This is a genomic window from Roseburia sp. AM59-24XD (genome assembly GCF_003478445.1).
GTDB lineage: Bacteria > Bacillota > Clostridia > Lachnospirales > Lachnospiraceae > Jutongia.
In genome coordinates this window covers 22586-39181 of the sequence record NZ_QUET01000024.1, presented here as the reverse complement: position 1 = coordinate 39181, position 16596 = coordinate 22586, and the positions used below count along the sequence as shown (strand labels likewise).

Sequence of the window (16596 nt, the reverse complement as noted above, 5' to 3'; positions counted from 1 at the left end):
CGTATAGGGCTGGTTTTTTATACATCTGACATTTTCCTATACCCAAAAACAGAATCCATACCGGTGTAGATTGGTATGGATTCTGTTTTTATATACACACATCTAACAGATGCCACGGATTGGTCCATTGCGATGCAATTTTGCAATCCGACAACCAGACAACCATTCATACACAGATACATATTGCTGATCTGTCTGCCGGCATCATAATATTACTCTTTTTCTTTATATCTTACTTTGCGTAGGAACCACTCTTGGAGATTGTTGCCACATCCACGATAGAAAGATGTGTCTTATCTGAGTTCTCAAGACTGGTCAGCAGTGCATTGGCAGTATCAAGCGAAGTAAGAACGTTTACACCTGTCTCGATCGCAGTACGGCGGATCAGGAAACCATCCTTCATCTTGTCGCCGTGTGTCGGTGTATCGATAACGAGATCGATCTGATGCTCCAGAAGCAGATCCATCAGCGTCGGTGCTTCCTCATTGATACGGTTTACCGGAATGGCAAGCACACCGTTCTCATTCAGTACACGTGCCGTATTTCTCGTTGCGAAAATCTCATAGCCAAGCTTCTTAAAACGCTTTGCCACTCCAACAGCTTCCAGCTTATCCGAATCCTTAACGGAAATGATCATCTTCTTATGCTTTGGAAGGTTCACTCCAGCTCCGAGGAATGCCTTATACAGAGCCTCATCAAATGTCTTGGCGATACCAAGGCACTCACCGGTAGACTTCATTTCCGGTCCGAGGGAAATCTCAGCTCCACGAAGCTTCTCAAAAGAGAATACCGGCATCTTGATTGCAAGATAGCCTGCATCCGGTGCAAGACCAGGCTCAAAGCCAAGATCACGGATCTTTGCTCCAAGGATTACGCGGGATGCCAGATCAACGATCGGAATACCGGTAACCTTGCTGATATATGGTACAGTTCGGCTGGAACGAGGATTTACCTCGATCACATAAACCTCATCCTGATATACGATAAACTGAATATTGATCAGTCCGATTACATGCAGGGAACGTGCCAGCTTGCCGGTGTAATCAACCAGAACTCGCTTGATCTTCTCTGAGATCGTCTGTGCCGGATATACGGAGATACTGTCTCCGGAATGGATACCGGCTCTCTCGATATGCTCCATGATACCCGGGATCAAAATGTCTTCGCCATCGCATACCGCATCGACCTCAATTTCCTTACCCATCAGGTACTTATCGATCAGGATCGGATGCTCCTGATGATAACGGTTGATAACCGCCATAAACTCTACGATATCCTGATCGCGTACTGCGATCTGCATACCCTGCCCTCCAAGCACATAGGACGGACGGATCAGCACCGGATAACCAAGCTCATTGGCAACCTTTAACGCTTCCTCTGTCGTAAATACCGTATCACCCTTTGCTCTCGGAATACAGCACTGCTCCAGGATCTCGTCGAACAGCTCGCGATCCTCTGCAGCATCTACATTCTCTGCGCTTGTTCCAAGGATCTTAACACCCATCTTGATCAGAGATTCTGTCAGATTGATGGCAGTCTGTCCACCAAACTGTACAACGGCTCCGTCCGGCTTCTCCAGACGAACAATATTTTCTACATCCTCCGGTGTCAGCGGCTCGAAATACAGCTTATCTGCAATATCAAAGTCGGTGCTGACAGTCTCCGGGTTGTTATTTACAATAATGGTCTCATAGCCCTCCTGTTTCAGCGCCCATACGCTGTGAACAGAACAGTAATCGAACTCGATACCCTGACCGATACGGATCGGGCCGGAACCAAGTACCATGATCTTCTTGTGGTCTCTTGTCTCCTCAACCTCGTTGCTTCCATCAAAGCAGCCATAATAATACGGTGTCTCAGATGCAAACTCGGCCGCACAGGTATCAACCATCTTAAATGCTGCGGTAATGCCATACTCATAACGGAGCTGCTTGACCTCTTCCTCGGTCTTTCCGGTCCAGCGTGCGATCACGTTGTCCGGGAACTCCATTCTCTTCGCTTCCTTCATGAGTTCCTTGTCGATATTGCCGCCACATGCCTTGAGCTTCTTCTCCATCTCAACAAGGATCGCAAGCTTATCAATGAACCACTTGTCAATCTTTGTAATCTCATGGATCTTGTCGTAGGAGGCGAGACCACGACGGAGAATCTCAGCAATCAGATAGATACGGCGGTCATCCACGATATCCAGCTTCTCAAGTACATCCTCATCAGACATGCCATCATAATCACCGGTCTCCAGACAGTCTACATGCTGTGCCAGAGAACGGATCGCTTTCATCAGACCACCCTCGAAGTTTGTACATATACTCATAACCTCACCGGTTGCCTTCATCTGTGTAGTCAGTGTACGCTTCGCATTGATAAACTTATCAAACGGAAGTCTCGGAATCTTTACAACACAGTAGTCCAATGCCGGCTCAAAGCTTGCGTAAGTCTTTCCGGTAACGGCATTCGGGATCTCATCCAGAGTATAGCCAAGCGCGATCTTCGCTGCCACCTTGGCGATCGGATAACCGGTTGCCTTTGATGCCAGTGCGGAGGAACGGCTTACACGAGGGTTTACCTCGATGACACAATATTCAAAGGATGTCGGATGAAGCGCAAACTGTACGTTACATCCACCTGTCACACCAAGCTCGCTGATGATCTTGAGTGCGGAGGTACGAAGCATCTGATACTCCTTGTCAGACAGTGTCTGTGAAGGAGCCACAACGATACTGTCTCCGGTATGTACACCTACCGGATCAAGGTTTTCCATGTTACATACGGTAATGCAGTTGCCGTTACTGTCACGCATTACCTCATACTCAATCTCCTTCCAGCCGGCGATACATCTCTCAACCAGAACCTGACCGACACGGGAAAGACGAAGTCCGTTGGAAAGGATTTCCTCAAGCTCCTCCTGGTTATGCGCGATTCCACCGCCGGAACCACCAAGTGTATATGCTGGTCTGAGCACAACCGGATAACCGATCTTATCCGCAAATGCCACACCATCTTCAATATTCTCTACAAGCTCGGAAGGCGCACATGGCTCACCGATGCGCTCCATCAGATCCTTAAACTCCTGACGTCCCTCTGCGTTACGGATCGTCTCTGCTGTTGTTCCGAGAAGCTTTACATTATGACTGTCCAGAAAACCGGATTCTGCGAGTTCCATACCAAGATTCAGACCAGCCTGTCCACCCATGTTCGGAAGCAGACTGTCCGGCTTTTCTACCTCAATAATATGCTGAAGCACCTCAACGGTCAGCGGCTCAATATAAACCTTATCGGCGATGTCCTTATCGGTCATGATCGTTGCAGGATTGGAATTGACAAGGATAACCTCCATTCCCTCTTCCTTCAGAGAACGGCATGCCTGTGTTCCCGCATAGTCAAACTCGGCCGCCTGTCCGATAACGATCGGACCGGAACCAATTACTAATACACGTTTAATTCCCTCTAATTTTGGCATTACTGATTACCTCCCATCATTTTGATAAATTCCTCAAACAGCACTTCTGAATCCTTTGGCCCTGCATTTGCCTCCGGGTGGAACTGTACGGTTTTAACCGGCTTTCCGATATATTCAAGCCCCTCAATAGTCTTATCGTTTACATTGACAAACCAAGGCTTTGCCTTTGTCTCATCAAGTGATTCGCCATCCACAACATATCCGTGGTTCTGGGAAGAAATATATACTCTTCTTGTATGCAGATCCATAACCGGATGGTTCGCACCACGGTGACCGTATTTCATCTTGTATGTCTTAAAGCCATGTGCCAATGCCATAAGCTGATGTCCCAGACAGATTGCAAAGATCGGAATGCTTGATTCTGACAGCTTCTTAATCTGCTCAATGATCTCCACACACTCTGCCGGATCTCCCGGTCCGTTGGTGATCATGATACCATCCGGCTTTGCAGCGATCACATCATCTGCATTGAAATCACATGGATACACATCGACCTCACAGCCTCTGTTTAACAGGCAGCGGATGATGTTATTCTTTGTTCCGACATCAATCACTGCAACCTTAAACTTTGTCTCGGTCTTTTCAGAACCAAGATCACCCGGCTTGAAGGACTCCTTCTCACTTCGTGAAACCTTCTTCACAACACCTGTTACGGTATATTCCTTCAGCTTCGGAAGAATCTCATCCAGATTGTAATTCTCATTGGTTGTGATCATTCCGTTCATGGTTCCTTTCTCACGAAGGATCTTCGTAAGGGCTCTGGTATCAATACCGTAGATGCCCGGAATGTCCTGATCCTCCAGGAACTTCTGTAAGGTATCTTCACATCGGAAATTGCTTGGCATACGGGAAATTTCTCTGGTGATAAAACCGTCCGACCATCCCTTTCGCGACTCCATGTCTGCATAGGTAACACCGTAATTACCGATCAACGGATATGTCATCGTTACCGCCTGTCCCGCATAACTCGGATCAGTCAGAACCTCAAGATATCCGGTCATTGACGTATTAAATACGATCTCACTGATCACTTCCTTTTGCGAGCCAACACTCTTGCCCTCAAATACTGTTCCATCCTCTAAAATAAGAAACGCTTTCATCTAAATTTCCCATTCCTTTCCATTTAGTTCTAGTATCATTTCAGCAGTTTCAACTAAATTTATCGCACTGTCCATGCTTATTTTTTGTATGTATCTATGTGCTTCTTCCTCTGTCATCTGGTTTCTCTCCATCAACAGCTCTTTTGCTTTCTGAATTATTCTTTTCTCACCTTCTGACCGTACCTCGGCTTGTTCTTCTGCTTTTTCTTCCAGCGCCGGTACTGCACCATCATCATGTTCAGGGTGTCAAGCAGATCCTGTACCTTTAGCGGCATTGGCAGCGACACAATCTCACTGATATCGCTGTCCTCCAGCTTTGCCGGCGATGCCATCAGAAGCATTTGAAATCCTTTCGGCAGATAATCAAGTATCTCTGAGAAATGCATATCGCTGAAGCGATAGCCACAGATCACTACACCGCCATCCAATTCGTTTACCGCGCCGACAACCTGTGCACCATTATCGCATACCAGACTGACATCATACCCGTTTCGAAGCAGAAGTTTTTTAAGATTTTTTGCATCGTCCAGCTTTGGAAATGCAATGATGATATCTGCCATAAAAACCTCCCGTGTATCGGTTACTTATCAGCGGTACTGCTTATACTGTTCCAAGATAACGCTCCGTCTCCCAGTGTGTTACCTGCCTGCAGTATTCTTCCCATTCTGCATCCTTTGTAGAGATCAGATAATTCGATACATGTGCTCCCAGCACCTCACGCAGGAACTCATCATTTTCAAAACGCTTCACAGCTTCATAAAGCGTCCTTGGAAGTCTCTCACGCTCAGCAAGCTCTTCCGTTGACATTTTGTCCATGCATACCGGCGGCTCAAGCTGCTTACGGACACCATCCATTCCTGCCGCCAGACAAGCCGCGATCACCAGATATGGATTCGCCGCACCGTCCGGATTGCGAAGAACGATCCTTCCGCCATCTCCACCAACCGATGTCAGGCGGATCAGAGGGCTGGAATTATGTACGGACCAGCTCACCCTGAGCGGTGCAAGAAATCCCGGAACCAGACGCTTGTAGGAGTTTACCAGCGGATTGGTTACCAGAGACATATCTGCAATATGCTCAAGCATGCCCGCCATAAAGGCATATCCTTCCTTGCTCACACCGGCTGAGTCCGATACATCCGTAAAGATATTCTGACCGTTCTTTGATAAAGAAAATGTATAATGTGCTCCGGAGCCCTTGGAATCCTTCTTCGGCTTCGGCATAAATGTCGCATGCAGTCCGTGACGCTTTGCTACGGTCCGGATAACCAGACGGGATGTCATAATGTTGTCTGCCATCGCAAGCGCATTGGTGTATGACATGTCAAGCACATGCTGTGCCGCCTCGTCGGAATGATAGGAGGACTCGGTTGAAATCCCCATATCTGCAAGATATAAGACCATGTCACGTCTTGCATTCTCACCGCAGTCCGCAGGCCCAACATCAAAATAGCCGCCCTTCTCGCTGGAATTATGGGTCGGCTCTCCGTTTTCGCCAAGGTCAAACAAGAAAAATTCATTCTTAAGGCAACGTCAAAATCGAACCCCATCTCCTTTGCCTGCGCAATTGTTCTTTTTAAAATGTAACGGCTATCGCCGTCAAAAGGTGTTCCATCCGGTTTCACGATATCACAGATAAAACGAGCTACTTTGCCATGCTGTGGACGCCATGGAAAAATAACAAATGTATCTAAATCAGGAATTAAAAATAATTCCTCCATATCGCCATCAAAGCCATCAACCGCCGCACAGTCAAACTGACATCTGCCGTCTAAGATCTTATCAATCTGATCAACGGTCGTCGCCATGTTTTTAAGATTGCCGGCAATATCCGTAAACTGAAGACGGATAAATTCGATATCTTCCTCTTCGATCATGTCCAATATGTCGTCTCTGGTATAATTTGCCACGCTGCATCCTCCTATTCGCCATGATAATTCATCGTTCATATTGTATCAACGCACTTCTCCTTATTATATATCGTATAGAGTGGGATGTCAAAGACTATTTTAGCTTTTAACTTGTTTTTGCTTGTTTCATCTGTTTTTCAACAAAAATAGGGAACTTTCTCACCGACTTATTGGATGTGAAAGCTCCCTGTATCAATTATATGTTTACTTGCTAAAACTTCCCATACCTCAAATTGATGTATGCCCATAATATTTCTTATGTCCGGAAAATAAAATATCAATTTTGCCTGAGAAATCACTTAATCCGTGAACTATGACTAAAAAATTGACGCAGATCAGTAGGATTTCCAAAAAATCTTTGCTTTGCAATGCTTTGATAAATACGCATCCGCACGACTGAGCCCCATAGGTGGGCTCAGCTTTTTCGGACGGCACGCTCCCGCTACCACTGCACCACGCAGCGGTACATAACGCCCCGGATATTCAATGGAGTATCTATATCATTTGCAAAATCCAGGGCGTAAGTGACAAGACAATTTTTTAGTCATAGCTCATGGATTTTTAATATATTGGCAGGCAAAATATGATTTCTAAATAACCGGACATAAGAAATATTATGGGCAAATTTCCATCCTTGGTATGGGAAGTCTTAGTTACTTATCTTTACATTTTTTTAAAAACTTCTCTTCAGAAAATTAACAAGTCCGTTTTTCCAAACCTTTTCCTCATGGGTTCCACCCGGATACAGGTACCACATATGATCAACCTTGTTCTCTGTAAGTCTCTTATGATAATCCTCCGGATTATTTCCTATCGTGCTGTCTGCATCACCACTGCAAAGCAAAACGGTATGTGGAGTTGTTGTCCAGCCATCCAGATTCAGAATACTTTGATCCAGACTCGGAGCTGCTGAAAAAGATCCTATATAATTAAAATGGTCCTTAATAACAAATCCAAGACGAAGCGCCTCCATTCCTCCCATAGAAAGACCACATACTCCTGTGTTCTCTCTTTTTGTTGAAACCGCATAATTCTTCTGAATATACGGTTCCAGATCAGTCAGAAATTCCTTTTCAAACACGGTAAAGGCACCAATGTTGTCACTCGAAAAAGTGTTTTGATCCAATCCATTTTTCGGTACAACACTCGGAAGAACTGCCACTAACGGCTGAAGTTCACCACGATTGATCATGTTACTTAAAATCTCGTTCAACGACATATAACGCCACTGTCCCCGGTCACATCCGATTCCATGCAACATATAAAGTACCGGATATTCTTTATTCTCATCATAATTCGGCGGCAGGTATACATATGCCTCTCTGTCCGCTCCAACAACAGCTGAATGATATGTCACATCCTTAAATTTTCCCTGCGGCATATCCTTCTGACGTTTGGTATACTGCTTCATTTCCGGATTAAAATACAATTCAAAATCTTCTTTTGTTCCACTCTTCTTACCTGCCTCCCAAGCTGCCCCCTGTTCAATATTCGGCGTTGGTACCGGCGTTGGCGTTACCGGAGCTGCCGTTGCCGGCAATGGTGTGGATGTCGGCTGTACAGACGGCGATGGTGCAGCTGGCTGTGTCGCTGTTACATCCGGCTGCGGAATTACCGTTGGTTGATTCTGTATCGGTTCACTGGTCTGCGGCGACTGTTTCGGTTTTACTGTCACTCTGCACACATACTTTTTCTTCTGAACACGTGCGATGATCTTTGTTTTTCCAATCCTTTTTCCACAAACCTCTCCTCTTTGTGTCACGGTAGCTATCTTCTTATTATTGGAGATCCACTTAACTTTCTTCTTTGTATTTTTGATTTGCAGTTTTTTCTTTTCTCCGACCTTTAATTCCAGATTTTTCCGGTTTAATTTCGGCTTTGTTTTTGCAGACGCTATTATTCCGGTGATACCCATCACCAACAATCCGGCGATCACACAGGTAATCATTGCATTTCTGGCAGCATGTAATCTTTTCATTCTCATTCCTCCTTACCAAACAAGGTTTCTCTTGACAATTTCGTAAACTAAGAATAGCATAATATGTACAAATATAGAATATCTATTTCCGACCATGATATATATTATAGCGACTTTTTTTAAACAATGTACCCTTTATAACTGATTATAATAAATGATTGAATATTACAGAATTTCGAAAGGAGTTCCCTTATGGAATTACTACCTTATATTTCCGGTTTTTCAAACTCTCTCCCGGTTTTTTTACTGTCCGGTGTTGTTCACATTCCATCTCCCAATAAGCATTTTCAGAGGATTTCACAAAATTGGATCATCTATATCATTACGGATGGCATTATGCAAATTATGGAAAATGAGAATCAATACACTCTCACCGCCGGTGATATTATGATCTTTTCTCCCGGCAAATGCCACTATGGGCTACTCACAAATGAACATATTGACTATTATTACATTCATTTTGATTAGAATTGTCTGCAGGACATAACAATGACATCCGAAGAATATCTTCAGCAAAAAGTAGGCGGACATCCATTTTTTCCAACGCCCTCCTCTACTGTCCAAAACACTTTTTTACTGCCCAAATACTTTCATCCGACACACTCTGACTTCGAAAAAATCATCCGTCAAATGCAGCATCTGACAAATTTCAATTCGACAAACGGACTTCATCAGCAATCAATCAATGATGCCCTTTTATTCGTGCTTTTGTTACAAATGTCCCGTTCAGAACTGTCTCATATTTTACACACGGAACAGGAAAATCTTTCTCTTCCGTTTCGTATCTGTGACTATTTAAAAAATAATTATTCACATAAAATCACCGGCTCTATGTTGGAAGATATTTTTCACCATAATTTCGACTATATGAACCGCCGATTCAAACAGCATACCGGCACGACCATTTTTGCCTTTTTAGAAAATTTAAGAATCGAACAAGGAAAAAAACTTTTAAAAAGCCGGCAGTTTACTATATCAGAAACAGCAGAGGCTCTCGGCTTTTGTAACGCTTTTTACTTTAGCAGGGTTTTCAAGAAACACGAAGCCATTACCCCAAGCGAATATCAACAAAAACATAGCGTCTGATCAAATAACACTATTGCTTTCATCCAAGCAGTGCGATAATAAATATCCACCAGATAATGACTACCGGATACTTATCAGATATTTGCATCCGATAAATGATTACATCAACGACAAATTTCCTCCGAATCCAGCATCACCGTAAACGGTCCGTCATTCAACAAAGACACCTTCATATCCGCACCAAACACACCGGCACCCACTTCGAATCCCCTGTCCCGCAGGCTCGCAAGCACATATTCGTACAGCTCGTTTGCCAGCTGTGGATTGCCCGCATTTGTAAAGGATGGGCGGTTTCCCTTGCGGCAGTCCGCATACAAAGTAAACTGGGATACCACGAGAAAGTTTCCACCGACATCAGCGATGGATTTGTTGGTTTTGCCGTTTTCATCCTCGAAGATCCGGAGCTTTACCATTTTGTCGATCATCTTGTCTGCAATCTCTGTCGTATCCTCTTCTGCTACACCGACAAATACCAGAAATCCATGGTCGACACGTCCGGTGATCTCTCCACCCACTTCCACTGATGCTTCTCTTACTCTCTGAATCAATAATTTCATGATCTATAAATCCTCCTGCAGCTTTTTTTCAATCATATACATTTTCGGGTCATAATGCAATCCCCCACAGACATAATCACCGACGCTAACGAAAGCTGCAAAAAAGCAAAGCACGATGTGTCCCATTTTTCGTACACACCGTGCCTCGGTTTCTCCCACGCTTATTTCGTATTTATCTGATATTTCTTTCTCAATCCGCAGCTAAAATTTATTTTATAATAAATCCCGCATCTGCGTATTTCCACATCAACATCAATCCAGATTCGTATATCCCATCAGGAATTTATCGACTTCTTTTGCCACATGGCGTCCCTCGTTGATGCCCCATACGACCAGTGACTGACCTCTGTGCATATCTCCTGCCGTAAATACCTTGTCAACGCTTGTCTTGAACTCACCCGGAGCTGTCTCGACGTTGGTACGTGCATTGAGCTTCACGCCAAATGCCTTTGCCACATACTCCTGTGCGCCAAGGAAGCCTGCTGCAATCAGGACAACATCTGCCGGCATCTCAAATTCACTTCCGGCGATCTCTGTCATATTCATACGACCGGTCTTTGGATCCTTCTTTGCCTCCAGCTTCACAAGCTTCACCTTCTTGAGCTTGCCGTTCTTGTCTGCGATAAACTCCTTTACGGTTGTCTGATAGATTCGCGGATCATGTCCGAATACCGCAATCGCTTCTTCCTGGCCGTAATCGGTCTTGCAGACTCTCGGCCACTCCGGCCAAGGATTGGATGCTGCTCTCTCATCCGGAAGCTTTGGCATCATCTCAAGCTGCGTTACGGATTTTGCGCCCTGACGGACTGCTGTTCCGACACAGTCGTTTCCGGTATCACCGCCACCGATGACGATAACATGTTTGCCCTTTGTATCAACCCAGCCCTCTTTCTTGCCGGTAAGGACATGCTTGGTGGAGCGCGTCAGAAAATCTACCGCAAAATAGATTCCCTCTGCTTCTCTACCCTTTGCCTTGATATCACGCGGATTGGATGCGCCACAGGCGAGGATCACACTGTCGTATTCCTTCATCAGATCTGTTGCCTTAACGTCTTTTCCGACATCTGCGTTGACAACAAACTTCACGCCCTCTTCTTCCATAACCTTCTGCTTGCGGTCGATAACCCACTTCTCCAGCTTCATGTTCGGAATACCGTACATCAGAAGACCTCCGATATGATCATTTCTCTCATATACCGTAACGGAATGACCGCGGCGGTTAAGCTGATCGGCTGCTGCCAGTCCGGAAGGACCGGAACCGATGACTGCAACCTTTTTGCCGGTCCGAGTCTTTGGAGCTGCGCCCCCATCAGTTCGTTGGCATAACCGTACTCGATGATCGCATTCTCATTTGCCTTGCAGGTAACCGGTGTATCGTTCAGACCACAGGTGCAGGCTGCCTCACAGAGTGCCGGGCATACTCTGGAGGTAAACTCCGGAAAGTTATTTGTCTGACGCAGCATCTGCAGTGCCTTTTTGTAATTACCATGATATAAAAGATCATTCCACTCCGGCACCAGGTTGTTCAGAGGACAACCGGAAGCCATTCCTCCGATCATCATACCGGACTGGCAGAACGGCACGCCACAGTTCATGCATCTTGCCGCCTGCTCTCTACGATCCTTTTCGCGCATTGGTGTGTGAAACTCGTTAAAGTTCTTGATTCGCTCTAATGGCTCCACTGCCTGATTATTTTTCCGCTCATATTCTAAAAATCCCGTTGGTTTACCCATGTTGATTCTCCTTTCCAATCAAAGCTTATTTATTTTTATGCTCGTAAAATGCTTCAATCTGTGCCTGCTCATAACTCAGACCGTGCTCCTCCATCTGGGCGATCAGCTGCAGCATATGAGCATAGTCATAAGAAATAATCTTCTTGAATTTTGGAAGATATTCACTGAAATCGTCAAGGATCATCTTACCCTTCTTAGAGCCTGTTGCTGCAACGTGCTCCTCGATCATCTCTTTGAGTTCCAGTACATCGTATTTATCGGTGATCGGCTCTGAGGATACCAGCTCCTTATTCAGCTTCAGGTAAAGGTTGCTGTCCTCATCCAGTACATAGGCAACACCGCCGCTCATACCGGCTGCGAAGTTCTTTCCGGTCGGTCCGAGAACAACAACACGACCTCCTGTCATGTACTCGCATCCATGATCGCCGACACCCTCTACAACCGCATAAGCACCGGAGTTTCTTACACAGAAACGCTCACCGGCAATACCATTGATGAATGCCTTACCGCTTGTGGCACCATAGAGAGCAACGTTACCAACGATAATATTTTCTTCTGCCTTGAACCGGCTGTTTGCAGGCGGATATACCACGATCTTACCACCGGAAAGACCTTTTCCGAGGTAATCATTGGAATCACCCTCCAGCTCTAAGGTAAGTCCCTTCGGGATAAATGCACCGAAACTCTGTCCACCGCTTCCGTCACACTTCACTGTGATCGTATCCTCCTCGAGAGTGTCACCAAACTTCTTGGTAACCTCGGAACCAAGGATCGTTCCGAGAGAACGGTTAATATTGTCAACTTTTACCTCGATCCGCGATTTCTCACCGGTTTCAAGAGACTTCTTCAGTTTCGGAAGGAATACCTTCTCATCGATCGTCTTTTCCAGCTCGAAATCGTATTTATCCTTCGGATTAAACTTGTTGTCCTTACGCATGCCTGCAAAGGTAGGGTCCAAAATCTTGGACAGGTCAACACGCTTTGCATACTCTGCTGCCTCACCGGTCAGCTCCTTTCTCTGAAGAAGATCAACTCGACCGATCAGATCATCGAGCTTACGGACACCAAGTGCTGCCATATATTCACGAAGCTCACTTGCGATGAAACGCATAAAGTTCTCAACATACTCCGGCTTACCGCGGAATCTCTTACGCAGCTCCGGATTCTGTGTTGCAACACCGACCGGACAGGTATCCAGATTGCAGACACGCATCATAACACAGCCCATTGTGATCAGCGGAGCCGTAGCAAAGCCAAACTCCTCTGCACCAAGCATTGCAGCAATCGCTACATCACGGCCGGTCATTAACTTACCGTCTGTCTCGATGCGGACACGGGAACGAAGTCCGTTCATGATCAATGTCTGATGAGTCTCGGCAAGACCAAGTTCCCAAGGAAGACCTGCGTTGTAGATAGAGCTCTTCGGTGCCGCACCGGTACCTCCATCGTATCCGGAGATCAGGATAACGGCTGCACCGGCCTTTGCAACACCGGCTGCGACAGTTCCGACACCAGCCTCGGAAACAAGCTTTACGGAAATTCTTGCATCTTTATTACTGTTTTTCAGATCGTAGATCAGCTGAGCCAGATCCTCAATAGAGTAAATATCATGATGCGGTGGTGGGGAGATCAGGCTGACACCCGGTGTGGAATGACGGGTCTTTGCAACCCAAGGATAAACCTTTCCACCCGGAAGATGACCACCCTCACCGGGCTTTGCACCCTGTGCCATCTTGATCTGGATCTCCTTGGCACTGACAAGGTAACGGGAGGTGACACCAAAACGTCCGGATGCCACCTGCTTGATTGCAGAGCAGCGATCCACTTCGGATCCGGCAGTTTCCAGTCTCTCAAGACTCTCACCACCCTCACCGCTGTTTGACTTACCATGGAGACGGTTCATTGCGATCGCCAATGTCTCATGTGCCTCCTGTGAAATAGATCCATAAGACATTGCACCGGTCTTAAATCTCTGTACGATCTCATCCACACTCTCAACCTGATCAATGTCGATACCCTTCTTCGGATATTTGAAATCAAGAAGACTTCTTAAATTGATCTGCTTCTCTTTCTCATCTATACACTTTGAATACTGTTTAAACAGCTCATAATTACCGGTCCAGGTTGCCTGCTGCAGAAGATGGATCGTCTCCGGATTGTACAGATGCTCCTCCTGATGGCCACGTTCTTTATGCTGTCCACGGTTCTCTAAGTTCAGATCAACCGTCAGATCCAGCGGATCAAATGCACGGCTGTGCTGCTCGTCGATCTGCTTCTCAATATCCTCAAGAGTAACACCACCCACACGACTTACCGTATCCGGGAAGTAAGTCTCGATAACTTCCTTGGAGATACCGATTGCCTCGAAGATCTTGGATCCCTGATAAGACTGGATCGTAGAAATTCCCATCTTGGAAGCGATCTTTACGATGCCATGAAGAACAGCGTTATCATAATCACTGACTGCTGCATAATAATCCTTGTCCAGCATTCCGTTACTGATCAGCTCACGGATCGTCTCATGTGCCAGATATGGATTGACCGCACTTGCACCGTATCCGAGAAGTGTTGCAAAATGATGAACCTCTCTCGGCTCTGCCGTCTCAAGAATGACTGACATGCTTGTTCTTCTCTTTGTTGTTACCAGATGCTGCTGCAGGGTAGAAACCGCAAGCAGGGATGGAATCGGCATATGGAACTCATCCACATCACGGTCACTTAAGATCAGGATGTTGCAGCCTTCCTTATGCGCACGGTCTGCCTCAAGGCACAGATGATCCAGTGCTTTCTTTAAGGATGTGTTCTTATAATAAGTAATCGGAAGAACCTCACACTTAAAGCCATCCTTATCCATGTTCTTAATCTTTAAAAGATCGGTATCATTCAGGATCGGATTGTGGATCTTTAATACCTTGCAGTTCTCTCCCTTCTCCTCGAGAAGGTTTCCGTCCTCACCGATGTAAACGCTTGTTGATGTAACGATCTCCTCGCGGATCGCATCGATCGGAGGGTTTGTTACCTGTGCAAACATCTGCTTGAAATAGTTAAACAGCGGCTGTACCTTACGGGAAAGCATTGGAAGCGGTGTATCGGTACCCATGGATGCGATCGGCTCACTTCCGTTCTGCGCCATCGGCAGGATAGAGTTCTTATATTCCTCAAAGGTATAACCGAATGCCTTCTGCATTCTTGCTCTCTCTTCATCCGTGTACTCCGGTACCTTATGGTTTGGAATATGAAGCTCTGCCAGAGTGACGAGATTACTGTTTAACCACTCACCGTACGGCTGACGGGATGCATATTTCTCTTTCAGGTCCGCATCATCGATCAGCTCACCCTTCACGGTGTCCACCAGAAGCATACGGCCCGGTCTTAAACGATCCTTCTTCACGATCTTCTCCGGAGGAAGTTCAAATACACCAACCTCGGACGAAAGGATCAGCTGATCGTCTGTTGTAATATAGTAACGGGAAGGTCTGAGACCATTACGGTCAAGGACAGCTCCCATATAATCACCATCGGAGAACAGGATAGATGCCGGACCATCCCATGGCTCCATCATTGTTGCATAATACTGATAAAAGTCTCTCTTCTTCTGGCTGATGCTCATATCATTTTCCCATGGCTCAGGGATCGTGATCATCACGGCAAGCGGCAGCTCCATACCACTCATTACCAGAAATTCCAGTGTATTATCAAGACGTGCGGAGTCGGAACCGTTTGGATCGACAACCGGCAGAATCTTATGGAAATCACTGGACAGATATGGTGTCTCCATCGTCTCCTCGCGGGCAAGCATCTTATCTGCGTTACCTACGATCGTATTGATCTCACCATTGTGTACGATGAAGCGGTTTGGATGAGCACGCATCCAGCTTGGATTTGTGTTAGTACTAAATCTGGAATGCACAATTGCAATTGCAGAAACATAATCCTCATCCTGCAGGTCCATAAAGAAGGAACGAAGCTGTCCAACCAAGAACATTCCTTTATAAACGATCGTACGGCTGGAACAGGAAACAACATAAGTATCCTCGCTGCTCTGCTGCTCAAACACACGGCGTGCAACATACAGCTTACGGTCAAAGTCAAGTCCTTTCTGAACATCATCCGGTCTCTTTACAAAGCCCTGCATAATATAAGGCATGCACTCCAACGCCTTGTGACCGAGAATGTCCGGCTTGATTGGAACCTCTCTCCAGCCGAGGAACTTCATGCCTTCCTTCTCTGTGATCACCTCAAACATACGCTTTGCCTGATTGCGCTTTAACTCATCCTGCGGAAAGAAGAACATACCCACACCATAATCGCGCTCTCCTCCAAGCTCAATACCAAGCGGCTCTGTCGCTTTCTTAAAAAACTGGTGCGAAATCTGAAGCATGATACCTACTCCATCACCGGTCTTACCTTCTGCATCCTTACCGGCACGATGTTCCAGCTTTTCCACAATCTCCAGTGCTCCGGATACTGTGTCATGGGTTTTGTTACCCTTAATGTTGACGATGGCACCAATACCACAGTTGTCATGCTCAAAATGCGGATCATATAAGCCCTTTGTCTCATGATCAATACATTTTGAAGCCTGTACTGCACTCTCATTCATTGCTTCCTGATTAACCATTCCATGTTCCTCCATTCAATTATTGATATCGCGGTATCCGCTTAAATTTACTTGTTTTGACTGCGGATACCTAAAAAAAGAAAAAGGGGTCAACAAGTAAAACCTGTCGAACCCCTTTGTTCTTCAAATTGAAGCTATTATAATATATATT

The 16596-nt window shown here is 45.8% G+C and carries 9 protein-coding genes and 2 pseudogenes; 2 read left to right on the top strand and 9 right to left on the bottom strand.

Annotated features, from left to right (window positions below):
• Positions 1–232: 232 nt before the first annotated feature.
• The 6 genes and pseudogenes from carB to DXA20_RS11915 form a co-directional block, all read right to left on the bottom strand.
• Positions 233–3460 (bottom strand): carbamoyl-phosphate synthase large subunit, encoded by a 3228-nt coding sequence (carB, locus tag DXA20_RS11935; RefSeq protein ID WP_118561038.1) that lies wholly within the window; start codon positions 3458–3460, stop codon positions 233–235.
• Positions 3460–4560 (bottom strand): carbamoyl phosphate synthase small subunit, encoded by a 1101-nt coding sequence (locus DXA20_RS11930; RefSeq protein WP_118561036.1) that lies wholly within the window; start codon positions 4558–4560, stop codon positions 3460–3462. Before DXA20_RS11930 ends, carB begins: the two co-directional genes overlap by 1 nt.
• Positions 4561–4677, bottom strand: coding sequence for an ANTAR domain-containing protein (locus DXA20_RS18710; protein ID WP_330420890.1), 117 nt, complete (start codon positions 4675–4677; stop codon positions 4561–4563).
• Between the two features lie 38 nt (positions 4678–4715).
• Positions 4716–5120, bottom strand: a complete 405-nt coding sequence (locus DXA20_RS11925; RefSeq protein ID WP_330420888.1) for a hypothetical protein — start codon at positions 5118–5120, stop codon at positions 4716–4718.
• Positions 5121–5160: 40 nt separating this feature from the next.
• Positions 5161–6470: pseudogene (locus DXA20_RS11920) on the bottom strand (glutamine synthetase family protein).
• Between the two features lie 673 nt (positions 6471–7143).
• Entirely contained in the window at positions 7144–8448 is a 1305-nt protein-coding gene (locus DXA20_RS11915) for an alpha/beta hydrolase-fold protein (RefSeq protein ID WP_158577227.1), read from the bottom strand.
• Between the two features lie 192 nt (positions 8449–8640).
• Between DXA20_RS11915 and DXA20_RS11910 the strand changes: the two genes are divergently transcribed.
• Both DXA20_RS11910 and DXA20_RS11905 read left to right on the top strand, forming a co-directional pair.
• On the top strand, positions 8641–8916 hold the full coding sequence (locus DXA20_RS11910) for an AraC family ligand binding domain-containing protein (protein WP_118561032.1): 276 nt from the start codon (positions 8641–8643) through the stop codon (positions 8914–8916).
• A gap of 21 nt (positions 8917–8937) precedes the next feature.
• Complete coding sequence (locus DXA20_RS11905; RefSeq protein ID WP_118561030.1) at positions 8938–9534, top strand: helix-turn-helix domain-containing protein; 597 nt, start codon at positions 8938–8940, stop codon at positions 9532–9534.
• A 104-nt stretch (positions 9535–9638) separates the two neighbouring features.
• On the opposite strand, the gene dtd is transcribed toward DXA20_RS11905, so the two are convergent.
• From dtd to gltB, 3 genes and pseudogenes are all read right to left on the bottom strand, one after another.
• Positions 9639–10091: a D-aminoacyl-tRNA deacylase gene (gene dtd / locus DXA20_RS11900; protein WP_118561028.1), complete on the bottom strand. Its 453-nt coding sequence runs from the start codon at positions 10089–10091 to the stop codon at positions 9639–9641.
• Positions 10092–10343: 252 nt separating this feature from the next.
• A pseudogene (locus tag DXA20_RS11895) lies at positions 10344–11824 on the bottom strand (glutamate synthase subunit beta).
• A gap of 25 nt (positions 11825–11849) precedes the next feature.
• Positions 11850–16427, bottom strand: coding sequence for a glutamate synthase large subunit (gene gltB, locus DXA20_RS11890; protein WP_118561059.1), 4578 nt, complete (start codon positions 16425–16427; stop codon positions 11850–11852).
• Between the last annotated feature and the right edge of the window lie 169 nt (positions 16428–16596).